Source organism: Larkinella rosea (genome assembly GCF_003858635.1).
GTDB classification, from domain to species: Bacteria; Bacteroidota; Bacteroidia; order Cytophagales; family Spirosomataceae; genus Larkinella; species Larkinella rosea.
On the sequence record NZ_RQJO01000007.1, the window covers coordinates 1,689,528 to 1,713,977 of the forward strand.

Annotated in this window: 17 protein-coding genes; 5 read left to right on the forward strand and 12 right to left on the reverse strand. The window is 50.0% G+C overall.

Annotated elements, in window-relative coordinates:
* Nucleotides 1-93 precede the first annotated feature (93 nt).
* From EHT25_RS07160 to EHT25_RS07175, 4 genes are all read right to left on the reverse strand, one after another.
* Nucleotides 94-1,350, reverse strand: a complete 1,257-nt coding sequence (locus EHT25_RS07160; protein ID WP_124872725.1) for an ABC transporter permease — start codon at nucleotides 1,348-1,350, stop codon at nucleotides 94-96.
* Nucleotides 1,351-1,443: 93 nt separating this feature from the next.
* Nucleotides 1,444-2,544, reverse strand: coding sequence for an efflux RND transporter periplasmic adaptor subunit (locus tag EHT25_RS07165; RefSeq protein ID WP_124872727.1), 1,101 nt, complete (start codon nucleotides 2,542-2,544; stop codon nucleotides 1,444-1,446).
* Nucleotides 2,545-2,593: 49 nt separating this feature from the next.
* The gene (locus EHT25_RS07170; RefSeq protein WP_124872729.1) at nucleotides 2,594-3,907 is read right to left on the reverse strand and encodes a TolC family protein; all 1,314 of its coding nucleotides are present in this window, start codon (nucleotides 3,905-3,907) and stop codon (nucleotides 2,594-2,596) included.
* A 177-nt stretch (nucleotides 3,908-4,084) separates the two neighbouring features.
* Nucleotides 4,085-4,858, reverse strand: a complete 774-nt coding sequence (locus EHT25_RS07175) for a hypothetical protein (protein ID WP_124872731.1) — start codon at nucleotides 4,856-4,858, stop codon at nucleotides 4,085-4,087.
* Nucleotides 4,859-5,061: 203 nt separating this feature from the next.
* Here EHT25_RS07175 and EHT25_RS07180 point away from each other — a divergent pair, with 203 nt between their 5' ends.
* Entirely contained in the window at nucleotides 5,062-6,318 is a 1,257-nt protein-coding gene (locus tag EHT25_RS07180; RefSeq protein WP_124872733.1) for a GTPase family protein, read from the forward strand.
* Nucleotides 6,319-6,369: 51 nt separating this feature from the next.
* Here the strand turns inward: EHT25_RS07180 and EHT25_RS07185 are convergent, their stop codons facing one another.
* The 8 genes from EHT25_RS07185 to EHT25_RS07220 form a co-directional block, all read right to left on the reverse strand.
* Nucleotides 6,370-7,227, reverse strand: a complete 858-nt coding sequence (locus EHT25_RS07185; RefSeq protein ID WP_124872735.1) for a prephenate dehydrogenase — start codon at nucleotides 7,225-7,227, stop codon at nucleotides 6,370-6,372.
* A 96-nt stretch (nucleotides 7,228-7,323) separates the two neighbouring features.
* Nucleotides 7,324-8,478 carry a pyridoxal phosphate-dependent aminotransferase gene (locus EHT25_RS07190; protein ID WP_124872737.1) on the reverse strand — a complete coding sequence of 385 codons (1,155 nt, stop codon included), beginning with the start codon at nucleotides 8,476-8,478 and terminating at the stop codon, nucleotides 7,324-7,326.
* A gap of 162 nt (nucleotides 8,479-8,640) precedes the next feature.
* Nucleotides 8,641-11,316 (reverse strand): ABC transporter permease, encoded by a 2,676-nt coding sequence (locus tag EHT25_RS07195; RefSeq protein ID WP_221622246.1) that lies wholly within the window; start codon nucleotides 11,314-11,316, stop codon nucleotides 8,641-8,643.
* Between the two features lie 251 nt (nucleotides 11,317-11,567).
* On the reverse strand, nucleotides 11,568-14,168 hold the full coding sequence (locus EHT25_RS07200; protein WP_221622247.1) for an ABC transporter permease: 2,601 nt from the start codon (nucleotides 14,166-14,168) through the stop codon (nucleotides 11,568-11,570).
* A gap of 99 nt (nucleotides 14,169-14,267) precedes the next feature.
* On the reverse strand, nucleotides 14,268-16,847 hold the full coding sequence (locus EHT25_RS07205; RefSeq protein WP_221622248.1) for an ABC transporter permease: 2,580 nt from the start codon (nucleotides 16,845-16,847) through the stop codon (nucleotides 14,268-14,270).
* 81 nt (nucleotides 16,848-16,928) lie between these two features.
* On the reverse strand, nucleotides 16,929-17,267 hold the full coding sequence (locus EHT25_RS07210) for a PadR family transcriptional regulator (protein WP_124872739.1): 339 nt from the start codon (nucleotides 17,265-17,267) through the stop codon (nucleotides 16,929-16,931).
* Nucleotides 17,268-17,421: 154 nt separating this feature from the next.
* Nucleotides 17,422-18,129 (reverse strand): DUF3244 domain-containing protein, encoded by a 708-nt coding sequence (locus EHT25_RS07215; RefSeq protein ID WP_124872741.1) that lies wholly within the window; start codon nucleotides 18,127-18,129, stop codon nucleotides 17,422-17,424.
* 275 nt (nucleotides 18,130-18,404) lie between these two features.
* Nucleotides 18,405-19,118, reverse strand: coding sequence for a hypothetical protein (locus EHT25_RS07220; protein WP_124872743.1), 714 nt, complete (start codon nucleotides 19,116-19,118; stop codon nucleotides 18,405-18,407).
* 527 nt (nucleotides 19,119-19,645) lie between these two features.
* Here EHT25_RS07220 and EHT25_RS07225 point away from each other — a divergent pair.
* The 4 genes from EHT25_RS07225 to EHT25_RS07240 all read left to right on the forward strand — a co-directional run bounded on the left by EHT25_RS07225 (nucleotide 19,646) and on the right by EHT25_RS07240 (nucleotide 24,431).
* Nucleotides 19,646-22,030, forward strand: coding sequence for an ABC transporter permease (locus EHT25_RS07225; RefSeq protein WP_124872745.1), 2,385 nt, complete (start codon nucleotides 19,646-19,648; stop codon nucleotides 22,028-22,030).
* Between the two features lie 87 nt (nucleotides 22,031-22,117).
* A complete protein-coding gene (locus EHT25_RS07230; protein ID WP_124872747.1) occupies nucleotides 22,118-22,981 on the forward strand; it encodes a GNAT family N-acetyltransferase in 864 nt (287 codons plus the stop codon).
* 187 nt (nucleotides 22,982-23,168) lie between these two features.
* A complete protein-coding gene (locus EHT25_RS07235) occupies nucleotides 23,169-23,639 on the forward strand; it encodes a hypothetical protein (protein ID WP_124872749.1) in 471 nt (156 codons plus the stop codon).
* Nucleotides 23,640-23,663: 24 nt separating this feature from the next.
* Nucleotides 23,664-24,431 carry a DUF4386 domain-containing protein gene (locus EHT25_RS07240; protein WP_124872751.1) on the forward strand — a complete coding sequence of 256 codons (768 nt, stop codon included), beginning with the start codon at nucleotides 23,664-23,666 and terminating at the stop codon, nucleotides 24,429-24,431.
* The last annotated feature ends 19 nt before the right edge of the window (nucleotides 24,432-24,450 follow it).

A 24,450-nucleotide genomic window follows, 5' to 3' on the forward strand; every position in this document is an offset into this window, starting at 1 on the left:
AATCGCGATTAAACAGATGAGAATGGTTTATTAATTGAGTGCCTTTTTGGTAGAAATCAATTTAAATCATATAAATCACCGTAATCATAGTCTTTAGCCACGCAATATCGAAACCGGATCCACTTTCGCTGCTTTCCTGGATGGGAAATAACCAGCAAGTACTGTTGTAATCAATCCGAATAAAATCCCCATTACGTAGTATTTGGAATCGAAAATAACCGGAAAGGTTTTAATGCTTAAAAAATCACCGGCATTGAACGGTGTGATTGACAATAAATAACTTAGTATAAATCCAATCAGTAACCCCATTAATCCGCCTAGCAAACCGATAAAAATAGCCTGGAACAGGAATATCATAACAATATCCTTTCCCTCAAAACCGGTCGCTTTCAGGATGGCAATGTCTTTAATTTTATTGATGACGTTCATATTCATGATGTTGTAAATCCCAAAACCGGCCACTACCAACAGCGTCATGGACACCACGAATGTCATGACATTCCGGATCTTTTCGCCTGCCAGAATGGCCGAATTGGCCGTTGCCCAGTCTTCCGTATAATACCCGTAAATGGCCCTCAGTTTTTTACCCAGCGGGATCGCCAGTAAGGGATCGAACATCTTGATGTGAATATCCGTCACGTAACTCGCATCCTTTTGCAAAATCTCCTGAACCGTCGACAAATTGGCGTAACTCTTCGTATTATCGACCGTGCCGATGCCGAAACTAAACGTGCCAACGACCCGCAAAATCATCGTTCCACCCGTTGGCGTTGTCACACTCACTTTATCGCCTGCCCGGACGTTTAGTTTGCGAGCCAGCACGCTACCCATGATTAAGCCATTCGGGTTACTTCGCAGTGCGTTCAGCGTGCCCGACTTCAGCCGTGATTTTAGATTATAAAGGCGGTTTTCCCGCTCAATATCCACGCCCGCAACCGTGCCGGAAATCTGAATGGGCCCGTTATTGTAGAATACCTGCGTGCTGAGCTGGGGTGAAACGCCCAAAACCCCCGGTTCTTTTTCAATGCGCCGGGCGATGAGCAACCCGTTTTTCAGCCGCGACAATTGCTCTTTCGGCTTCTGGTGGTAAATCACATTGAAGGCCGAATCGCCCGGGTTGAGTTGCTCGATGAGGGCGGGCCGCTGCGTATTCACTTCGTTATACATCCGCACGTGCGGGCTGGCATCCAGCGCTGAGTCCTCCAGAAACTGATTGACGCCCTGCATGAACGAAATCATGGTGATAAACATGGCAATCCCGAACGTTACGCCCAGCATGGCAACGAGCGTTTGCCGCTTTTTTGCCATCAGGTGCGTACGGGCAATCTGGGTGGTGATGCGGAGATTCATGATTTTAAGTTGGTTATTTCGCGGAGTTGAGCGAAGAAAAAAACGCTGCTTAACTCTATTCTTCTTCGCTTAACGCTGCGAAACTTTAGCACATCATTCCGGATTGACGACTATGGATTTTTCATTTAAACCGCCTTTTACCTGCACCAGATCGAAATTCTCGGCACCTTTCTCAATCCGGATTTTCCGGGCTTCGCCGTTCTCTTTTACCCAAACGCTGTCATTTCCAACCACATATGACTTTGGAATGGTCAGTACCCGGTTTTTCTGGCTGATCACAATGTTGGCTTCGACCGTCAGACCGTAATAGGCATCGGGAAGTTCGCCCACGAAATCGGCATCGACCCGAAACGACTGATCGACCCGGTTTAGCTTGGGATAAATTTTCCGGACTATCGCCTTGAAAACTTTGTCCGGATAGACATCGGCTTTTACAATAACGTCCTGCCCAACCCGAATTTTACCGAAATCGCTTTCGTCGACCGCCAGTTGGACAAAGACTTCACGCCCACTCCCAATCAATGCCAATTGATCGTTTCGGCGAACCACCTCGCCCGGTTCTTTCGAAATCTCATATACTTTACCGTCTACAAAACTCCGGATGCGGGTATTACCCTGATCCTGTCCACTCGCAATGTATTGACTTCTTGAGTTTTGCAGATCAACATACAACTGATTCCGGGTCCGTTGCAACGAACTTCGGCGGGCGGCAAAGTCGTTTCGGGAGGTTTGGTACGCCAGTTGTACGCGTTCAAGTTCGGCTTTGGAGGTTGCGTTTTGCTGGTACAGATCCCGGTAACGAACATAATTGACCGAGTCATTGGCCAGGCGCGTTTGGGCCGTTTGTAGCTGAGCTTCCAGTTCGGCCAAAACCGGCGAGTTGGTATTCAGATTGGCCTGCGATTGCCGGTAGATGTTAGCCGCAGCCTGTTCGCGCGCGCCCTGCGTAATACCCTCCAGCACAAACACCAGCTGATTTCGCTTGACCGAATCACCCTCACTCACCAGTTGCTGCTGCAAAATACCGTCTGCGTTGGCGAGCACCTTGTATTCGTTTCGTGGAAAAACACTGCCCGATGCATAGACCGCTTCGGTCAGGTCTTTGTAGGTTGGACTGGTTCCTTCTTCCGTTCGATTGCAGCCGTAAAAAACCGTAGTCAACAAAATTCCCTCCAGCACAAATACCGTTTTCATTTTCACTTTATGAATGCCAAGCCGTTCATATTGAGCGCTTAAGTAAGATTTAGTATCCATTTCTGATCTGCAAAATCGTCTGATTAATAAACACGTTTGATAGATTATTCAGGTAGCGGTTCTGGGCGTTCAGCGACTCGTTGAAGACATTCAGGTATTGATCGTACGCGAAAATTCCCGCCCGGTATTTGATCAGGGCAATCTGCGTATTCTGCTCGTTCAGCTCGTAATTCTGACGATTGAAAGTCAACGAGTTAACAGCCTGATGATAAGTATTCAGAATATCCTGATTATCCAGTTCGGCACGGGTTTGTTCATAGGCCAACTCGGCCTGGGCCTGTTCGATTCGAAGCCTGGCGCGGTTCAGATTGGCCGTTCGCAAACCGCCCGAATAAATGGGAATATTAAGCTGCAAACCGGCTACCCCAATCGGAAACCACTTCTGGCTTACGTCAAAAAAACTAAATTCTTTCCGTTGCGCCTGGACCGAATAGCGGGCATACACCGATAGCGTTGGCCAGCGCAGGCCGTTTTCCCGGTTCAGTTGCTGACGAAACAATTCCAGTTGCGACCTCCGGACGGTTACCTGCGGCCGTTCAACGGTTTGACTCAATCCCGAAAAACCGGTCGATTGGGCCGATCCCATCAGGTTTTGTTCCAGAACCAGTGAGTCACGAACCGTTAACCCGAGCAGCACTTTCAACTGGTTCAAATTCCGGACGTAGGTCAGTTCATTTTGCCGCAACACGTCTTCCGCCGTCAACCGGATGGATTGCAGGCGATTGAATTCCAGCGGTTCAATCTGGCCTTTCGCCAGTCGCTGGTGGGCAATGGTCGCAATGGTGTCGGCATTGGCAACATTCCGGCGGGCGATGTCGATGGCCGATCGGGTCAGCAAAGTAGCGTGGTAGATTCGGGCCACCTGCGTCGAAACCTCATCCTGCAGCACCAGATTCTGGTCGTCGATAATCCGTAAATTTTGAACGGTCAACCCGATATCCAGGCGGTTGGGACGACTCAGTAGTGGCATCGACACCTCCACACCCGCCGTTAAATTAAACGGAACCCCAAATTGCAGGCTCCGAAACTCCCCGGGTTGTCCACCCAGAAATTCGGCCGGAATCAACTGAGTCGGCAGGGCATAATTATAATCAAAATTAGAAAATGCCCGTGCTGTTGGCAACAGTGCGGCCCGGCTGGCAGCCCGCTGCTGATCCTGCGTCACCCGGTTCTGGCGGGCAATGGTTAGATCGGGGTTATGTTGCCGGGTTCTTTGAATGGCGTCCTGCACCGTCCGAACAACGGTTTGTGCCCGCACGTCGCGGCTGGCTACCAGCAATATGACAATGAGCAACTGTTTCATACAAAATTGAAATTCAGTCACAAAGCAAAATAAAGCGCTCTTATTGTCATTTTTTACCTCAGCGAAGCGGAAGAAATGCCCCCTAAACCGGCGGTTTTGCGAAGCGAATAAAAAGAAAAAAGACAACCCAAGCCGGGTTGCCTTTTCATACGAATTGTCACCTTGTACTGGATAAAATCAATAGGCATATTGAATAACTCCGGCTACCATTGAACAAAGAAGCGGATTGTTGACTTTCGTTTCTTCGGTTATCAGGCGCCCTTTTTTATCGTAGGTCTTTTCAATCAGCGCAATTTGTTCGGAACGGTTGGGCATATGCTCGCTGATCTGACGGCGGTTTCCGGCAAATGAGTGCGTGAATAACCGGATGATTTTGTCGGTGTCCGAATACCAGGTTTCGCGGATGAGCACATCGTTTTTGTATTCATACGCAACGCGATAGCTCGGTTGCTCCCGGGCATCGAACCATTTCTGGCCGATTTTTTTTCCATCCTTAAACTCGTATTGCACCAAACCGGTCAGTACCCGCTTTTCCGGATTGCGCTGATTAAAATAAATCCGTTCGGTTAACAAGCCACCTTCCGCGTACTCGAATTCAGACTCTTCGTAAGCCGTCCAGCCTTCACTGCCGTACTTCCCGTAGCGGATTTTCCCGACCAGGTTATCGTGTTTGTTGTAAATCTGCTCGACGTACGAAAGCACCTCCATTTGTCCACTCGCGACCCGCCCCAGGTAATCAATTCGGATCAGTTTTCCGTTTTTATTGTACGTGTATTGTTCAACGCTGTTGGGATTGTCGCAATTGGTGCCGGAGCACATCATTTTTTTAGTCGGAGTTGCATCGTCGTTATAGGTGTTGCCACCGGGTTCGATTCCAAATTCCGACGAGTCTTTGGACTGACAGGCCAGCCACAATGCCGCAGACAACAAAATAAGTAGTCGGTTTTTCATATAAAGTGGGTTTGGACGTATGTGTACAGAGACCCGGTTGCGGTCCAGAGCGTTGGAAGTCAGGTGTTTTTTTATCGAAATTATTTCCCGAAATGGAATTAACTGGTTTTGTTTAAACAAGTGTAGCGCAAATGGTTTAGCCAATTGAACCGGCAGTGTAGTTTCCGCCACACAAAACCGCAATTTTCGTTACCATTACAATTATGAACTCACCCCTGCAAACCCAAATCAGCGAGGTTTTACAAAAGCTGGAAGCTCTGCTGGATCGACTACCTGAAAAGGTCGCGAAAGAAGTCCGTCAGGAAATTCGGGAATTCCGACAGTTACTGGTCGAAACGCGCTCCCCCCGCTTTGCACTGGTGGGAAGGCGCGGCAGTGGGAAATCCTCGTTGATCAATGCCATTTTTGGTCGTAAGGTGGCCGAAGTGGGTCACGAAAAAGCCCAAACCGGCGCGGCTACCTGGTGGCCTTACGCGGGAGAATACGGCACGATCGAAATGCTGGATACGCGGGGTTTACAGGAAGGTTCGCGGCCCGACGAAGCCGATTCGGCCGCATCCCCCATTGAGTCGATCAATGCAGCCCTGAAAGCGAAAGCACCGGATATAATCCTGTTTCTGATCAAAGCGACCGAAGCCGATTCCGGAATCAATGCCGATTTGGAAGCCTTGAAAGAGATCAGTCAAACCGTCGAAAAGGTTCATAACTACCAACCACCTTTGCTGGTGGTGGCAACGCATTGCGACACACTCGAACCCAAGAATGTCCGATTGCACAAACCAGACGAGGAAGATCCGGATGATTTGAAGGAAAAACGGGATCGGGTAACGGCCATTGAAAATTTGCTCCGGGCAAAAATTGAATCCGATCCGTATCTGAAAGAACACCTGATTACGGTGATTGGCGTTTCATCGTACCAATCCTGGAAAAATGATACACTGCGCTCCGACGAACGCTGGCGGATCGATGAATTGCTGCATTATATTTTCAATGAATTGCCGAAAGAAGGCAAGCTGGCTTTTGCCCGATTGAGTCAGGCGCGAACGCTTCAGGAGTCGATTGCGAACCGGCTGACGCAGGTAGTTGCCGCTATCTGCGGAGGAATTGCCGCCGTACCGATTCCGATTGGCGACATCATTCCCATTACATCCCTGCAAATTACGCTGATCATCGCGATTGCCTACGTCGCTGGACGTCAGTTGAGTTCGCAATCGGCGAAAGAGTTTCTGACGGCCATCGGCGCAACGATCAGTGCGGGTTTGGTGTTGCGGGAAATCGCGCGGGCCTCAGTCAAAATTCTCTTCCCGGGCGTTGGAAGTGCGGTTTCAGCCGGCATTGCCACCACCGCAACGCTGGGCATCGGCAAAGCCGCCATCGCCCATTTTATCCAGAAAACCAGTCTTCAAAATGCCCGGCGGATTTTTGAAGGAGAACGAAAAACAATTAACAATGAAAAATGAACAATGTAAAAAAGATGGTTCAAGACAGCACCTTTACATTGTTCATTATTTCTATTTCTTATCAATGCCTTCCAGCACCCGACGAATCTGGTTTGCGCGGGCCATAAACTCGAATGAATCCGTGACGTTCTGCTCGTCGATTAGCTCTTTAAACTGCTGCAAAAAGACAATGTAATCGGCCAAGGCCTGCGACACATTCTGGCGGTTTTGGTCGAAAATCGGCGCCCACATTTGCGGTGAACTTTTCGCCAGGCGGACGGTCGAACTAAAACCGGTGCTTGCCATATCGAAAATCGCCTGTTCGTCTTTTTCTTTTTCCAACACCGTGAGACCCAAGGCAAACGCGCTGATGTGGCTCAGGTGCGAGACATAAGCCAGGTGCAGGTCGTGCTCTTGTGGGCTCATGTAAAAAAGTTTCATGCCAATGTCGCTGAACAAGGCTTCCACCAGTTTCAGGCTGTTGGGTTCGCTCTTCTCCCGATCGCAAATGATGAGGTTTTTTCCGGGCAACAATTCCCGAAAAGCAGCTCCCGGACCCGAATTTTCGGTCCCGGCCATGGGGTGAATGGCGACAAACTGCGCCCGTTTCGGGTGATCATCCGCCAATTGACAAATCAACTCTTTCGTTGATCCCAAATCCGTCACCGTCGCCCCTTCCGGTAATTGATCCAGTACCTGAGGCAATAATTCCAGAATTGTATTCACCGGCGTCGCCAGCACAACCAGGTCACTCACCGCCACGGCGGCATCCAACGACTGCATTTCATCCACGAGTCCTTTCGCCAGAGCCAGTTTCCCGTGAACCGGTGATGCATCGACCCCGACAAATTGCGCTTTCGGGTATTTTTCCCGAATCGCCAGGGCCAACGACCCGCCCAATAACCCAACTCCAACGATTGTGATGACCATATGTTTTCTCCCTGATCACCTCTGATGTTCCCTGATAAACCCTGTGTAACTGTTATTTCTAAGAGTTAATCAGGGACATCCGAGGTCATCAGAGTTTTATTTAATTCTATTTACCGCTTCCCAAATTCGCTCTTTCGGCATACATAACGATACCCGGATATACCGGTTTCCTTTCGGACCGAAGATAAACCCCGGCGCAATGAAAATGTGCTTGTTATATAGCAAATCGTCCACCAAACTTTCGGCCGATTCAACAGAATCCGGTAGTTTTGCCCACAAAAACATTCCTTCCTGATCGTCGGTATACGTACAATTCAGGGCGTCCAGAAATGCCGTAGCGGCTTCCAGCCGACCCGCATACACTGCGTTTCGTTCCTCGTGCCACGAATCCGGGTTACCAAGAGCTTCGGCAGCCGCATCCATTACGGGCTTGAACATCCCCGAATCAACATTGCTTTTGATCGACAAAACCGCATCGATGTACGGTTTCGACGACGCCATCCAGCCAACCCGCCAACCCGCCATGTTGTGCGACTTACTCATCGAGTTCATTTCGATCACCACCTCTTTTGCGCCGTCGATGGAAAGCAGACTAATTGGCGGTTTTTTATTCAGAACCAGGCTGTAGGGATTATCGTGGCAGAGCAACAGGCTGTAGTCGTACGCAAACCGGACGGCCTGCTCGAATAGCTTTTGCGTGGTTGGTGCGCCCGTTGGCATATGCGGATAATTCAGCCAGAGTATCTTTGCATTATCAGACACCAGCTCTTCCATCGCTTCCCAGTCGGGCTGCCAGCCTTTGTTTTCCAGCAAGGGGTAATTCCGCACCTGAGCGCCCACCATCCGGCTCACGGCTGTATAGGCCGGATACCCCAGTTCCGGTACCAGCACTTCATCGCCTTCGTTCAGAAACGTCAGCGAAATGTGCGTAATGCCTTCTTTTGAACCTAAAAGAGGTAATATTTCTGTCTCGGGATCAAGCGATACTCCGTACGTATGGGCGTAATAACCGGCAACAGCCGTCCGAAAACCGGGGGTACCTTTATAGGATTGATAACCGTGGGCATTCGGTTGATAGGCCGAATTGACCAGTGTTTGAAGCGTGTTGTCGGACGGCATCATATCGGGATTTCCGATGCCCATGTTAATCACATCATGCCCGGCAGCCAGCAGTTTACGAACTTCAGCCAGCTTGACCGAGAAGTAGTATTCCTGCGTTTGTCCGGCACGGTGGGCCAATGGAATGATCACTTGTACGGGGATTAAATGGTTTTAGAGCCGCAAAAGTACGAATTTGTCCGGAACTGTCTTGAACTGGGATTGCGCAGATTAAAGGATTAACTAGGAGGGCTCATTCAAATCCCCTTAATCCTTTAATCTGCGCAATCCCAGTTCAAGACAGTTTGGTTCAGACTACTCGCTCCGCAGGCTCTTCACCGGGTTCGTCAGGGCCGCCCGGATGCTCTGGAAACTGATGGTTAGCAGCGCAATGCCCACTGCCAGCAAACCGGCCAGGGCGAATATCCACCATTCAATGTCAACTTTATAGGCAAAACCGTTCAGCCATTCGCTCATGGCCCACCAGGCAACCGGAGCGGCCAGCAGCAGGGCGAGCAGAACCAGTTTCAGGAAGTCCTTCGACAAGAGCGCAACGATACTGGCGACCGAAGCGCCCAGCACTTTCCGGACGCTGATTTCTTTGGTGCGCTGCTCAGCCGTAAAGGTCGCCAGACCGAACAGTCCCATGCACGAAATCAGGATGGCGATGGCCGTCGCGGTGTTGACCAGCCGACTGGTTTTCTGCTCTTTTTCATACAAGGATGCAATTCGATCATCCAGAAATTCGTACGCAAACTTTTTATCGGGATGGACGGTTTTCCACTCCCGTTCGATGCTGGCCAGCACTTCTTTCAAATTGCCGACCTGCTGTCCTTTGACCGCCAGTTTGACCCCAATATTTCGGGCTTGCCGGGGCAGGTATCCAATGAATGCCGGATCAATCCTGGAATGGAACGATTGCTCGTGAAAATCGGCCACGAGGCCAACAATCGGGTACTTTTTGCCGTCAAATTCCAGTAGTTTGTTGACCGCATCCGCCGGTTTTTGAAAGCCCAAACGCCTGGCAAAGGACTCATTGATCACCAGTTCCCGGAGCGAATCAGTTTTAAGATAGTTTCGCCCCGCCAGCATCCGGAGGTTGTAGAGCGGAATAAAATTTTCATCGCCCACTTTCGCCGACACATCCAGTTCAATTTCTTTTTTGCCGTGGTACTTCATTTTAGTCATCATGTACGCCATGCCCATCGGCGGAAACCACTGCTTCGAAACGCGCTCGACACCCGCCAGATTTTTAAATTTTTCCATCAGTAAGTCCGTTTTACCGACCCGACCGGATTGAACTTCAATAATCGCATCCGTCGAGAAACCCAGATCCTTGTTGCGGATGTAACTAAGCTGCCGTTCCACGATCAGCGTACCGATGATGAAAATCAACGAAACCGTAAACTGAAAGACAATCAGGCTTTTACGCAGATATCCCCTGGAACCGCCTTTCAGCGCGCTCTGTCCCTTCAGCGTGAGTGCGGGCAAATACGACGACAGCACCAGCGAGGGATAAAAACCGGCCAGAAGGGCGGTCGTAATCGTTACGCCGGCCAGAAACAGCAGGGTTTGCAGACTGAACAGTTCAAACGTCAGCCCTTTCGGCGTCAGCGATTGAAAGGCGGAAAGAATCGGACTAACCAGCAGCATTGCCATGCCGACCGCCACCAGCGTCAGCAGGGTGGTTTCGCTTAAAAATTGCGTGATCAGACCTTTTCGGCTACTTCCCAGCACCTTCCGAACGCCCACTTCCTTCGACCGCTGCACCGATTGAGCCGTCGCCAGATTGATGAAATTGATAGCGGCAATCAACAGGATAAAAACCGCCACGCCCATCATGCCGTATAGGGTGGGCAAGTGAGCTTTTCGGGAATAATTATCGACATAGAGCGAATTGAAATGCAGATCGGAAAGAGGTTGCAGGCCCGGTACAAACTTGAATTCGTTTGGAAAATGGGCTTTGGAAAAGCGCTGAAAAGCGCCGTCGAACTGTTCCGGTTTGGCACCTTCCGGTAATTTGACGTAGGCCTGCGATGCCGACCAGATATCGTCCCACTGGTCCAGATCGATGCCCCGTTTCAACTGGCTGCTCCGAACGGTGGCCATTGAAATAAAATCCGTAAACGTAAAATCCGACGGTTTTTCCCAGTCCCGGACGATGCCCGACACCTTGACCTGAACCGAATCCATGTAAATCACCTGCCGACCCAGAATTTGTTCGAGCGGCAGATTACCAAAGTATTTGTGCGCCTTCCGTTCCGACAACACGACCTGAAACGGTTCGCTCAGGGCGGTTTTTGGATTTCCGGCCACCCATTGATACTTGAAAATTTCAAAATATTGCGGATCGGCAACAATGATTTCGGGATTGTCTTTCCGAAAATCCCGGTGCTCGAATTTTTTGGGCTTTTCGGTTCCTTCCGGGATCAGGACCTCCGATTCGATGTTGTGAAAAGCCGCCACGGTTCCCAGACCGGCCACTTCGTTCCGTATGGCGGCCGGCACAGCGTTCGGAACAAATCCGGCCGGACGCTCATCGGCCCGCGCGTTGAACTTCTCCGTACCAACCAATCGGTAAATCCGTTCCTGGTCGGGATGAAAGGTATCGTAACTCAATTCATAATGGGTGATCAGGTAAATAACCAGACAGGCGGTTACGCCCAGACTCAGGCCGAAAAGATTGATTAGCGAACTGACTTTGTTTTTGGTCAGATTCCGGAACGAGGTTTTGAGGTAATTGCGAAGCATAACGGGATTCAGAAATGAAGGTGATGCATACTCATTCGATAGACGTTTCAGCGCAAAAGGTCGCTTCAGGAAACCCACGACCTCCCGGACGTACTGCCGCCGGGCATACGGTTTTCCAAACAGTCGTTCGTTCCGTAAATACCGCTCGTACAAATCGCCCTGCACCTCCTCCAGTAAGTGGGGAGCGCAGAAGGCTTCCAGCAGTCGGTCGGCCCAGCGGGGCGGCTGTTTGTTTTGCATGAAGTTTGGTTTTGCGTTGGGCAGCGGGCTCGGAGCATAGGGTTTGGCTGCCTGAAACCAAATGCCCGCTGCCCAACGCTTTTTTATTGTTTTTGAAAATCTCCCGTACGCTTTGCAAACGTAGGCCGTTGAAATTACCGAAATCGAAACGCCACTGGAAGAAACCACTTACGGTCAAAATTGATACGGAAGGCGCGATAATCGATCCGGTAATCGGAATTGAACTCCAACTGAGTGATTTCTTCCGGTAATCATTCCGAACGCAAACTCTTCACCGGATTCACCACGGCGGCTTTGATACTCTGGAAGCTGACCGTCAGTAAGGCAATGGCCAGCGCAAGTAGTCCCGCCAGCGCAAACATCCACCATTCGATGCTGATCCGGTAGGCAAAGCCCTGCAGCCACTGATCCATCGCGTACCAGGCCACCGGAACGGCAATGACAATGGCAATCAGCACCAGTTTGACAAAGTCTTTGGCCAGCAGCTGAATGATTCCCGGCACGGTGGCACCCAATACTTTACGGACTCCGATTTCGCGGGTCCGCACCTGGGCCGTGTAAGCCACCAAACCGAACAGACCCAGGCAGGAAATGACAATGGCGATGGTTGCAAAAACCGTAAAGAGCGTGCCCGTGCGCTGCTCGGTTTTGTACAGATCATCGAAAGTCTGATCCAGAAAATCGTATTTGAATGGGTATTCGGCGTTGTATTGCTTCCACAACCGCCCGGCGGTGGCAATGACGTTGGGCGCATCCTGTCCCGTCGTTTTGATGAACATCCGCCCCGCCCGATTCGGATCGTAAAAGAAAATGGAAGGTTCGATTCTGGACTTCATGGAGGCAAAATGAAAATCCTTCACAACGCCAATGATGGTTCCCTCCCGGTCCCAGAGTTTAAACCGCTTGCCGACGGGATTCTTGATCCGGGCGGCCCGGACGGCGGTTTCGTTCAGGATGAAATGCACCGAATCTGAAACGGCGCCGGTGAAATTGGCGCCCTGATCGACCTTTATTTTAAAGAATGGAATGAAATCCTGGTTGACTGCAACCGGACGGATCATCATGGTTTCGCCGGGTTGTTTGCCGTCCCAGTTAGTTGCGCCGGTTTGCATACCAATCGAAACGATGTTGCTGTTGGCCCGGGTCACTCCGGCGACACCCGGCTGCTGCAGCAATTCCGATTTTACTGCGTCGAAGTGCGCGCCCATGTCCCGCATATAAAAGGACAGAACGTGGTCTTTATCGTACCCCAACTCTTTTGAATGAATGTAGTCGAGTTGATTGCCAATAATCAGCGTTCCCGAAATCAGGATCACCGTAAAGGTGAACTGCGTGACGACCAGTATTTTCCGGAAAACCGCATCCGTCAGTCGCGCCGAAACCTTGCCTTTCAGGGCCTTCAGCGGTTCAAACGACGAAAGCAGCAGCGCCGGGTAAATGCTCGACGCCAGCAAGGTTCCGGCGATGGTGGCCCCGACGACCGTCCAGATTTGCGAATCGGAAAAATCGATCACGAGCTGTTTCCCCGAAAGTTCGTTGTAAAACGGCATCAGCAGTGTCATCAACCCAATCGCGAGGAAGGCCGAAAGTGAAAACAGCAGGGCGGTTTCGACGATAAATTGCAGGAACAACTGCATTTTGGCCGCGCCCACAATTTTCCGCATGCTGACTTCCTTGGCCCGCAGCATCGAGCGCGCCGTGGAAAGATTCACGTAATTGATGCAGGCGATCACCAGAATGAGCAGGGCAATGATGACAAACATCCGCACGGTTTCGATGCCGCCTTCGGTGCCGTCGGCTTTGTAAAGGTGCATGTCCGGTAAAGCCTGCAACAGGTAGGTCAGGTCGGTATCGTCCGGTTTATTGCGGAGGTGAATGTTCCGTAGTTTATCCGCCAATGCGGTGGTGGAAACTCCGGGCTGAATCTGGAAAAATGTCACGTATGAAAACTCGTGGAAGTCGTTGTGGGGAGTCCGGCCATCTTTTCGATTTGCATAAATGACGTTGAACCAGTGCGAAATGGGCAGGAAAAAGTCGCCTTTCAAACTCGAATTCTTCGGAAAATCACGAATAACCCCGCTCACCGTAAAGCTGGTTTTGCCATCCGCCGTTATGACCTTGCCGATGGGTTCGGCGTCGCCGAAATAGCGTTTGGCGGTTTTTTCAGTCATAACCACTGAGTTGTTATCAGGAAACGGCTGGGCCGGATTACCTTTGATCAGGCCAAAATCAAAAAGCGTAAAAAACGTTGGATCCGTAAAAACTTCTTCTTCATCGGAAAAAGACTTGTCCTGGTATTTGTACAGCGTGTATAAACTGCCATCGGTGATCCGAACTGCCTCTTTTATTTCCGGTACCTCCTTCTTTCCCATTTCCGCAATGGGCGCAACCGTAGTTGTCCAGATCTGCTTACTGGTTCCCGTACCGACTTCATTTTCAAGGCGATAAATCTGATTGACTTTTTGGTGAAACCGGTCAAAACTCAGCTCGTCCTGTACCCACAGCAGAATCAACATGCCGACGGCCAGACCAGCCGTTAGCCCGGTCATATTGATCAGGGAATAAAACTGGTTTTTCAGCAGGTTTCGCCAGGCGGTTTTGAAATAATTACGTATCATAGCGGGTTGCAATAAATAGGTAGACTGATAATCAGACGTTTGCCTTTTCAGAGCAAACGGTTTTAGAAAGCTCAATACTTCCCGGGCATATTGGCGCCGGGCAAACGACGATCCCCAAAACCGCTCATTCCGCAAAAACCGCTCGTACAAATCACCCTGAATCTCCTCCAGCAAATGGGGAGCGCAGAAGATTTCCAATAATCGGGAGGCCCAGCGGGGCGGTTTGGTTTTCATAATGACCAATGAAATAGGTACAATGAACAATGAAAATTCATGGTACCGATAACCGATTCTTGCTTATTGTTTTTCATTGTTAATTATTCATTAATTTTTTCATTCGGAACGCAGCGACTTCACCGGATCGACCAAAGCTGCTTTGATGGATTGATAGCTTACCGTTAGGGCGGCAATGACGAACGTCACCAGAATCGCAGCCAGGAAAATCGCGGGTCCGATCTGGATGTGGTAGGCGTATTCGCGCAGCCAGAGATCCATTCCGTACCACGCCAGCGGAGCCGCCAGCACGAACGCGATGAGCATGAGCCAGATGAATTCGCGGGAAAACAACAAGACAATGCTGGCAACCGAAGCGCCCAGTACTTTCCGAACCCCCACTTCCTTGGTTCGCTGAACGGCCATCAACGAAACGAGTCCGAACAGCCCCAGCGCGCCGATGACGATCGCAATGCCGGAGAAAAGCCGGAACGCATTGTACATTTTTTCTTCCTGATTATACAGTTTCGCAATGTGCTCATCTACAAACTCATACCGAAAGATCGACTCCGGATTCAGCTCCGACCATTCTTGCTCAATCTTCGCCAGGGTTTCGCGCAGGTTCTGCGGTTTCAGTTTTACACTGGTTTGCCAGAACGCTTTTGAATTGTAAGTCAGGACGCAGGCCCGGATTTTCTTGTGTTTCGATTCGCTCTGAAAATCCCGTACCACGCCCTGAATAATGGCCTGAGCGCCTGCAACCCGCACCCGTTTGCCGACCGCATCGGCATCTTTCTGAATACCGAGCCGCCGAATCAGCGTCTGATTGACTACCACATTATTCGACGTGTCGCCTTCCGCTTTTTTCGTAATTGGTTCGCCCGCCAACATTTCCAGGTGGTACATCGGAATGTAATTTTCATCGACCAGTTTCAATTCGGTCACGTCGTCATCTGCCATTCCCAATTCCGGCGATGAAAAAGGCGTAAAATTGAAGTTGAAGGCCGGTCCGGCGGAAGCAAAACTGAATTGTTCAACGCCCGGATTGTCCCGTAATTTCTGCCGCATCACATCTGCCTTGTTTCCCGTCCAGAAGGACACGACGGCTTCTTTATCAAAACCCATGTCCTGGTTCACGAAATAATCCATCTGACTTGCCACCACCAGCGTTCCGATGATCATGACCTGCGTAATGGCAAATTGCAGAATGACCAGCCCCTTGCGCACCGTCATTCCCCCAACCGACGTATCCGTCGCGCGGGCTCTCAGGGCTTTAATCGGTTGAAAACCGGATTGGATAAACGCCGGATACAAACCCGCTAACAGGATCGTTATCAGTACGATACCGGAAATCATTGCGATCACCGCCGGTTCGGCGAGCTGGCTGGCGTCGAGCCGAATGTCCAGCAACGGTTTGGTGAAAGGCAGAAAAGCCAAGACCGCCAGCAGAGCCAGCAGCGTGGCCATACTCACCAGCAGCGTGGTTTCGCCCAGCACCTGCCCAATGAGTTGCCCTCGAAAAGCGCCCAATGCCTTCCGAATTCCAACCTCTTTTGACCGCCGAACGGCCTGCGCCGTCGCCAGATTCACGAAGTTGATGCAGGCTGTCAGAATGATGACAATGGCGACGCCCGCCAAACCGTAAATGGTTTCTTTGGAGCGCGGCATCGTTATCTGCGTCAGGTAGCGTTTGTCGAAGTGAATTTCCCGCAGGGGTTGCAGCAGCAAGGCGGCACCTTTGGCGATTTCTTTACCCCAGTTTTTCCGGATAAAGGCCGGAATTCGGGCTTCCACGCGTTTGGGATGCAGTTTTTCCGGCAGAACCACATAAAGGTAGCCTCCCTGAATCGACCAGAAATCCGTCAAATTCATGTCTTTGCGAACCGTTTCCCACGACACCAGAAAATTGAAATTCAAATGGGTGTTGGACGGTAAATCACGGATCACACCGCTTACCCGCAGCTCCTTCTCATTATCCAGTCGGATGGTTTTTCCCATGGCATCGGCATCACCAAAGTATTTGTGGGCCATGGTTTCCGTTAAAACAATGGTGTTGGGTTCCTGCAATGCGGTTTTCGGATTGCCCGCCAGCCACTCAAAATCAAATACCTGCGGAAATTGGCCGTCCGCGAAGGCGTAGCTTTCTTCCAGAAATTTTTCATTACCCACCTGAACTTGCCCTTCCCGCTGGTAAAAAAACTGCGACACCTGCTCGGCTTCCGGAAAATCGGTGCGGAAAGCGGGGGCTACGGCAAACGAAACACTCGGGTTGTAATCCAGACCGTGCACGGTTACCCGATACGTCCGGTTGGCTTTGCGGTTGAAGGAATCGTATCCCAATTCATTCCGAACCACCAGAAAAATCAAGATACAGGCCGCCAGACCCAAGGCCAGCCCCATGACGTTGATAAAGGCGTAGCTTTTTTGCTGAAGAATCGTTCGGTAGGCAATCGTGAAATAGTTGCGTAACATATCGGTAACTTGCGGTTTTGGGGAATAATCCGGTTTTCGTTTCAAAAATTGGGGTTGCAGGAACTGCAGCACTTCCCAGCCATACCGCAATCGAGCCTCCCGCTCTCCAAACAGCCTGGTCCTGCGCAAAAACCGCTCGTGCAAATCGCCCTGAATCTCTTCCAGCAAGTGGGGAGCGCAGAAGATTTCCAGCAATCGGGTAGCCCAGCGGGGCGGCTCGTTTTTCATAATGGAAGATGAAATTTGACCATTGACCATCGACGATAGACAATGGTTAATGGTCGATGGTCATCAGTCAATGGTCAATACTCACAAACTCACCGCTGGTAGTCCCTGTGGGGAAATGGAACCCCAGAGTTGCTCGCGAACGGCCCGAATATCGTGTAAGGTCCGGCTGCCCAGCATCGTTACGGAAAAGAGCCGTTTACGTCGGCCACCGCGTTCGGCCGTGGCCTCTCCCAGGTGCGACTTCAACATGCCTTTTTCTTCCAGCCGATGCAGAGCTGCATGTACGGCGCTGATGCTAACCGCCCGGCCCGTCTGCCGGTCCAGTTCGTCCGTGATCGCTACGCCGTACGCGCCTTCCGCCAAAACCGCTACAGTAAGCAACACCACTTCTTCAAACTCGCCTAAATAGGATCGTCTCATGGAAAAGAGATATAATTAACTTCTGTAGAACAAATCTGCGGCCAGAAAAAAAAATGGCCTCTGCGAGCCATTTCAACGGTTTTTCAAAAAGAAGCTGTCCGAATTCGTACAGTTTATTTGTCCGAACCCGAACAGCCGCGATCTGGTTCAGGGTTTATTTGATGGATTTGAGGGTGTATTCGTGATACGGTTTATTGATCGTCACAAGGTAGTTGAGCGTTTCATCCGGGCTTTTCAGTTTCAACCGGTATTTGCCACTGTTCAGGTGCCGAATATCAAAATAGCGATTATAACCGGCCAGGTAGCTCGATTCATTGTAATAGACAACGTTTGATTCTTCATCCGTAAGTTCAATCTGCACTTTTTTCGCCTTCGGATTGGCAAAGTTAACGCGAAGTTTAGCCGTATTTGTGACCCATGGATTGGCTATAAATAGCCGGTTTTCGACCGGGACAAATTCTTCAGACGGTTTTTCATCGGGCACATACCGGTTCGATGAATGGGCACTACTATATTGAAAGTCGTTGGAAGCCAGTAAATCATACGATTTTACCTGCGACGCCAGTAATTCGCTGTTGACCATCCGGTTTAGCATTTCGTCGAACAGCCGCATGTTGCGTTTGGTCAATTTGACGTATTTCCCCTGAATCGTTTCCTGATAAATCGGTTCGTTGCGGGCGTTGAAAAACCGGATGACTGTGCTGCGGGTCGCATAATCGGTTTGAATTTTCCAGTATCCTTTTTCTCCGTCAGTTCCGGAATGAAAATCCGGTTGAGCAGAGGCAATTAAACCGGTGAAAAGAAGGAACGTTGCCAGCAAAATGCGGACGGTGAGAGCGGTTTTGAGATGTACGGTTTTCATGGGATATTACGTGTTGTTTACAGGTTGTTAAATTGGTCATTATTAATTCAAATTTTGTAGGACAAACCCGTTGCCAGAAATAAAAAATAGCGTTTCGACTTCATTAAAGTACTTTTCAATAAAACCGTCTGTCCGAAACCGTACAAAATCTGTCCGGTTTTGTGGCTTTCCGGTTCTGCTTCACAAAGCAGCACATTTGTTTTCAAACAGTTAAATCAAGTTGACGAACAGGCAGAAAAATGTGACGAGAAGGCCAAAGCAGGTTACCAGCTGGGTCAGGGAATGGCAACCAATTTATACGAATTCGGGTTCGACTGAATGGTCAGCCGGTAGTTATAGATCTTTCGGGCCCCTGCTACCTCAACCCGAAATTTTCCTTCCGCCAGTTGAGTCAGGTTTAGCGTTCGGGTGTAATACATCATAGCGGCTTTTTCCTTGAAAACATGACGCCCCTGATCATCCACCACCGTCACCAGCAAGGGCTCCTGAAAAAGATTCACCACCTGAATTTTCAATCTGCCGTTATTATTGATCGCAATGTCGGAACGTAATGGATTGGCTTCCAGCGGTTCATTGAGCGACGCCAGCACGTAGGAAGTCGAAACCGGTTTCGACACCGGCGTTGAAACCGTGTAATACGGAACGCCGGTAGTCGTTGCCATTAACTCGTGGCTTTTGACCTCCGGCAACAGCAACTGGTTGTTCAGCAACCGTTGCAGCATCGAATCGAACAACCGGATGTTGCGGTCGGTCAATTTTACGTACCGGCCCGACAAAGTTTCCTGGTAAATCGGTTCGTTCTGGTTGTTAAAAAACCGGATTTTGGTCTGCTGGCTAGAAAAATCGGTCTGAATTTTCCAGTAGGCTTTGGAAGAATCCGTTCTGGCGTAATAATCCGATTGGGCTGTGGCCGCAAAACCGGCGAGAATGAAACAAATCATCAGCAGATGTTGGTAGCCGCAAACTGTTTTTTTGAGCAGGGTTTTCATGAATAGGGTGCTGTTGTTTACAGGAAATAGGGAAGTTATTATTAATTCAATGTTTGCAGAACAAATGTATTGCCAAATCAGAAAAAAGCGTTTATTTCTCTAAAAACGGGGTATTTTTGTTTAGGTTGGGGGTAAAATCGTCCATTATTGGACACCGAATGTCCCGGAATGGACAGTGGATCGGGATCGTGTTGATGAATTTAACCGAAAGATGACGTAGAAAATAGAAACGTTGCATCTCCCCTTCCCGATTTTTGTTAACAAATTGTTTCCTGTAAACCGTCGAAAAGAATTTAAACCAAAAACCGGCTCACACCCTATATTGCACAAAGACCGGTTTTGGTATCGTTGACCGGTTTTTACATGTTGTCCACATTCGGTCAGGCAAACCGTCCATTTGCGGACAAAACCCGCAATTAAATTCAAACTAAGCCCCTTATTATCAAGATTTTATATTTTGGTACGGCTTTTGGCAATGGCTTGATTACATCTAAACCCGGTTTCGCACCCCTAACGGTTCTCATCTCATGTTACAGAATTACATCAAAATAACGCTCCGCACGTTCTGGAAAAACAAACTGTTCAGCGGACTTAATATTGTCGGCCTGGGAATTGGCATGGCCGCCGTCTGGCTGATGGCGCTGTACGTTTTCGATGAGCTCAGTTTCGACCGTTTTCACGCCAAAGCCGACCGGATTGTCCGCGTCGTTCAGTACATCCAGTGGTCGGGAGGCAATATCAAGCTGGCCCCAACCTCCGCGCCCTTTGCTCCGGCTCTTAAAAACGATTACCCGGAGGTCGAAAAAACTGTACGGTTCAACCCGGAAGGGGGCGGCCAAATAACGTACAATGACAAGAAAATCGATGTCAATGATATCTTTTTCACTGACCCTTCGGTCTTTGAGGTGTTTACCTATCCATTTCTGTACGGTGACCCGGCTTCGGCGCTGACCAAACCGCAAAGCATCGTTCTGACGAAAAGTGTGGCACAAAATCTCTTCGGCGATCCCCAAAAAGCCATTGGAAAAGTCGTTCTGTTTAGCAATAACTTCCCGAATACCGTAACGGGCGTCATGGAGGACGTGCCGACGAACTCCCATTTGCATTTCCACGCCTTGCGGTCGTTTCCCACCAATTACACCAGCGGTTGGCAGAATTCGGAACTGTTTACGTACCTGCTCCTGAACGAAGGCAGCGATTCCAAAACCCTGGAAGCCAAAATGCCCGGTTTCTTTCAGAAATACCTCAAAAAAGAGCTGGGCGATGTCGACTACCGGATCGAACTTCAGCCGCTAACCTCTATCCACCTTAATTCCCATCTTGACTACGAGATCGGTGCCAATGGCAGTGCCCGTACGGTTTCCATTTTTTCGGTGGTGGCTGCTCTGATTCTGGTGATTGCCTGCATCAATTACGTTAATCTTTATACGGCCCGTTCGCTGAAACGGACTCGCGAAGTCGGCGTTCGGAAAGCGATTGGCTCGTTCCGGCAGCAACTGGTTGGTCAGTTTCTGGGCGAATCGATGATCATGACGTTCGTAGCCGGTTTGGTCAGCACCGGCCTTATCAGTATTGCGCTCCCTTATTTTAATCAACTGGCCGACAAGCAATTATCCATCGACAGCTTGCCAAATACCTTTCTGATCATTTCCGGCCTTTCGTTGGCAGTGGGCGCCCTGAGCGGTTTGTATCCGGCCCTATTGCTATCGGGCTACCGGCCGGTGGCAGCCCTGCGCGGACAGTCGGGCGACCAGTCGGGTAGTTTGTTTTTCAAAAAGTCGCTGGTGGTTTTTCAGTTTGTGGCCACCATTGCCCTGATTGCCTGTTCCGGGATTGTCTATCGCCAGCTGAATTACGTGATGCACAAAGACCTCGGTTTTAACAAAGAACAGGTGCTTACGTTTCACATCAGCAGTCAGGAAACCCGCCTGCGCGTTGAAGCGTTGAAGGAAGCCCTGACGCGTAACCAACTGATTGAGAGTGCGTCAGCCGCTAGCAATCCCATTGGCAATAACAATATTGGTGGCAACGGCATGTTCTTCGAGCAAAACGGAGCGATTTCGGCCAACACGCAGGCGGTTCAGAAATTTACGGTCGATCCGGATTTTCTGAAAACGATGGAAATCAAGCTGGTCAGCGGCCGAAACTTCTCCGAGTCCTTCAAAAGCGATTTAACGGATGCGGTTTTGGTCAACGAAACGCTGGTAAAACAACTCGGCTGGACGAATCCGATTGGAAAACGGGTAAAATATTACACTGATAATCAAAAGAATACCGCCGAAGCCCGCGTGGTGGGCGTGGTGAAAGACTTCCATACGTATTCACTCCAACATAAAATTGAGCCGCTGGTGCTGCAATTGCCCGCTCCGGCCGATAAAGACAATCTATACGTCCGGATTCAGCCCGCCAAGGTGACCGAAGCACTCGCCTACATCCGGTCGACATACCGAACCTTCGATCCGGCCAACACCCTGGATTTTCACTTCCTCGACGAAAACTTTTCGAAGCAGTACAAAGCTGAACAGAAACAGGGTGAAATTCTGCTGACCTTTACGATTCTGGCGGTCATTATTGCCTGCCTGGGTCTGTTCGGACTGACGGCTTTTGCTGCCGAGCAACGGACCAAGGAAATTGGCGTTCGGAAAGTGCTCGGCGCATCGGTTGCCAACATTGTACTGCTGCTGTCCAAAGATTTCCTGAAACTGGTGATGATCGCGATCATCATTGCTTCTCCCCTGGCGTGGTACGCCATGAATCAGTGGCTCCAGAGTTTCGAATACAAGCAGCCTCCGGCCTGGTGGGTGTTTGCTCTGGCGGGTTTCCTGTCGCTGGTCGTGGCGCTCCTGACCGTGTGTTTCCAAAGTATCAAAGCCGCCCTGACTGATCCGGTGAAATCGTTGCGAAGTGAATAGGTTATCGTTGGGAATTGGAGTTTGCAGCGAAAAACAGAAAAACCGGTCAAATGGCCGGTTTTTCTGTTTTTCGTTTATGTTTGCAGCATGAAAATTCTTTCTCTGACCGACCTGAACGAAGAACAATATTTGTCCATCCAAGCCCTCGAAATTCGCTGTAAAGCTGACGATGCCTTGCTGGGACACATTCACTGGGACAAATCCATGAATTATTTTCAGTCGATGTGTCACTGGTTTTTGCTCTACGATAATGGCGTTTTAATCAGCGTCTTGTCAGCCTTTGCTCCTACGACCAATCAAATTGAATTCAACGGCTATACGCTCCCCAAAGCCCGGCGCAAGGGGTGTTATTCCACGCTGCTGGAAGTTGCCGCCGAAGAAGCCCGAAAATACGGATATGAACATGCGCTGTTGATTTCGGAACAATCCTCCGAATCGGGGCAGGCATTTGTCAAACAACGGGGCGCCCAGCTCACCAATACAGAATATCAGTTGATCTGGCAGGCGGTATTACCCCTGCCAACACCGCCTGGCGCTCAACCTGTTCAGCTTGTCAAAGCCGAATCAATCGATCTGGAACCGTTGACGACATTAAGCCAGACCATTTTTGGCGGTACACTCGACGAAGCCCGGAAGTTGCTGGAAACAACCATCCAGTCCCCCCACCTCACGCAATATGTGGCAACACTGGCGGGAAAAACCGTTGGCATGGTGGCCACTAACTTTGTCCAAAACGACGCCTGGATCATCGGTTTGGGCGTTTGTCAGGAGCATCAGGGCCAGGGAATTGGTCAAACGATCTTGCACCGGATTCTGGCGATTCTTCAGGACTCAGAAGCGGATAAAATTCTAATCGAGGTGGATTCGAGCAACGAAGCGGCTTTGCATCTCTACCAAAAAACCGGTTTCGAAATTCAAATGGGACAGGATTACTTCCGGCTGGCGTTGTAATTAATGAGTCATTTCGCGGAGTTTAGCAGAGTTCAAAGAGTTTAGCGGAGAAAAATAACCTCTATTAAACTCTTTGAACTCTGCTAAACAACTCTTTTCTCTCTAAGCACTCATTTATAGACATTTGTCCAGTATTCTCCCCGCTGGCGCCCCGACTTTTGTATCGTTCAATCAAACAAAAGTCGACATGAAAAAAGGTATCCTCTTCTCCCTGCTATTCTCAGCCACCAGCGCTTTCGCCCAACGTTCATTTTCCAAAAACGAATTGAGCATCAACGGCTTTCGGAATCCGTCGATCGGTCTGGAGTTCCGGCATCGGCAGGTTTCCATTCACACAGGCTACTACATGACGGCGGTTTCCCAAAACAGCGAAGGCAATCCCGAAAACACGTCGTTTATCCGTTCCGGGATCAGTTTCTGGTTTCTGCCCGTCGGTCGAAAAGCGAATCCGTCGTCGTTTTACTCTTCTCTCTCCTACGTCCGCGGTCTCAACCGTACTTATAAAGACCAAAACGGCCTGATGGTCGACGCCGGTTTTCGCTGGATGGTCTGGAAAGGGCTGAATGTCCGAATCGGCGCAGCGATGCTGGCAGCACCCAACCATACGCTCAAACTCAATCCCGTCGGCGGAATCAGCTATTCATTTTTCTTCAACTAAGCATTTTTAAACCGCATTTCAGCCATGAAAACGCACGCTGTTTCTCCCTTAAACACCATTGGCAACCTCCTGATTGCCGGTTCCATTGCAGTTCTGATTCCCTACACGATCCTGACGATTATTTTCGATTATCCGAACATTCTACGCCAGGAACCGGGCGTAATTCTGACCCGGTTTTACGAAGGAGGCCCACAGCTCATTGCCGTCTGGTGGACTTTTGCCATTACCGGTTTACTACTGCTCATTGCCTACCTCAAGCTGGGTCAGTACTTTGAAAATCAGCACACTTCCGTCCGTTGGGCCACCACGATTGGCATCATTTCGGGCATCGCCCAGATCATTGGTTTACTGCGCTGGACGTTCGTCGTACCGGTTTTAGCCGACCGCTATGTTCACTCCGCCGATCCGGCCGTTCGGGAATCGATTGGGGTTATCTTTCAGGCTGTCCACCAGTTTGGCGGGGTATTGCTCGGCGAACACATCGGGCAGTTGTTCACCGTGATCTGGACGGTTGTGATGGCGCGGGTATTCGATCAACTGCGGGTATTTCCGCGCTGGGTGGCGGTTTTTGGTTATGTCGCTTCGGGAATTTACCTGCTGGCGCAAACCGAGCTGTTTGCCACGGTCATTCCCACCTTCCCGGTTTTTGATTTGGCGGGATTCATTGGGAGTACGTTGTGGCTGGTTTGGCTGGTTTTAATCGGGGTGAAATTCAGAAGGTTGAAAGTTATTTCGCAGAGTTTAGCGGAGAATAAAGAGAGTTACACAGCGTTTTTCTCCGCTAAACTCTAATAAACTCCGCTCAACTTCG

Bases quoted from the DNA above. Each gene is read 5' to 3' on its own strand.
- EHT25_RS07160 (WP_124872725.1), bottom strand. From the start codon at position 1,350: ATGAATCTCCGCATCACCACCCAGATTGCCCGTACGCACCTGATGGCA.
- EHT25_RS07165 (WP_124872727.1), bottom strand. From the start codon at position 2,544: ATGAAAACGGTATTTGTGCTGGAGGGAATTTTGTTGACTACGGTTTTT.
- EHT25_RS07170 (WP_124872729.1), bottom strand. From the start codon at position 3,907: ATGAAACAGTTGCTCATTGTCATATTGCTGGTAGCCAGCCGCGACGTG.
- EHT25_RS07175 (WP_124872731.1), bottom strand. From the start codon at position 4,858: ATGAAAAACCGACTACTTATTTTGTTGTCTGCGGCATTGTGGCTGGCC.
- EHT25_RS07180 (WP_124872733.1), top strand. From the start codon at position 5,062: ATGAACTCACCCCTGCAAACCCAAATCAGCGAGGTTTTACAAAAGCTG.
- EHT25_RS07185 (WP_124872735.1), bottom strand. From the start codon at position 7,227: ATGGTCATCACAATCGTTGGAGTTGGGTTATTGGGCGGGTCGTTGGCC.
- EHT25_RS07195 (WP_221622246.1), bottom strand. From the start codon at position 11,316: ATGCAAAACAAACAGCCGCCCCGCTGGGCCGACCGACTGCTGGAAGCC.
- EHT25_RS07200 (WP_221622247.1), bottom strand. From the start codon at position 14,168: ATGAAAACCAAACCGCCCCGCTGGGCCTCCCGATTATTGGAAATCTTC.
- EHT25_RS07205 (WP_221622248.1), bottom strand. From the start codon at position 16,847: ATGAAAAACGAGCCGCCCCGCTGGGCTACCCGATTGCTGGAAATCTTC.
- EHT25_RS07210 (WP_124872739.1), bottom strand. From the start codon at position 17,267: ATGAGACGATCCTATTTAGGCGAGTTTGAAGAAGTGGTGTTGCTTACT.
- EHT25_RS07215 (WP_124872741.1), bottom strand. From the start codon at position 18,129: ATGAAAACCGTACATCTCAAAACCGCTCTCACCGTCCGCATTTTGCTG.
- EHT25_RS07220 (WP_124872743.1), bottom strand. From the start codon at position 19,118: ATGAAAACCCTGCTCAAAAAAACAGTTTGCGGCTACCAACATCTGCTG.
- EHT25_RS07225 (WP_124872745.1), top strand. From the start codon at position 19,646: ATGTTACAGAATTACATCAAAATAACGCTCCGCACGTTCTGGAAAAAC.
- EHT25_RS07230 (WP_124872747.1), top strand. From the start codon at position 22,118: ATGAAAATTCTTTCTCTGACCGACCTGAACGAAGAACAATATTTGTCC.
- EHT25_RS07235 (WP_124872749.1), top strand. From the start codon at position 23,169: ATGAAAAAAGGTATCCTCTTCTCCCTGCTATTCTCAGCCACCAGCGCT.
- EHT25_RS07240 (WP_124872751.1), top strand. From the start codon at position 23,664: ATGAAAACGCACGCTGTTTCTCCCTTAAACACCATTGGCAACCTCCTG.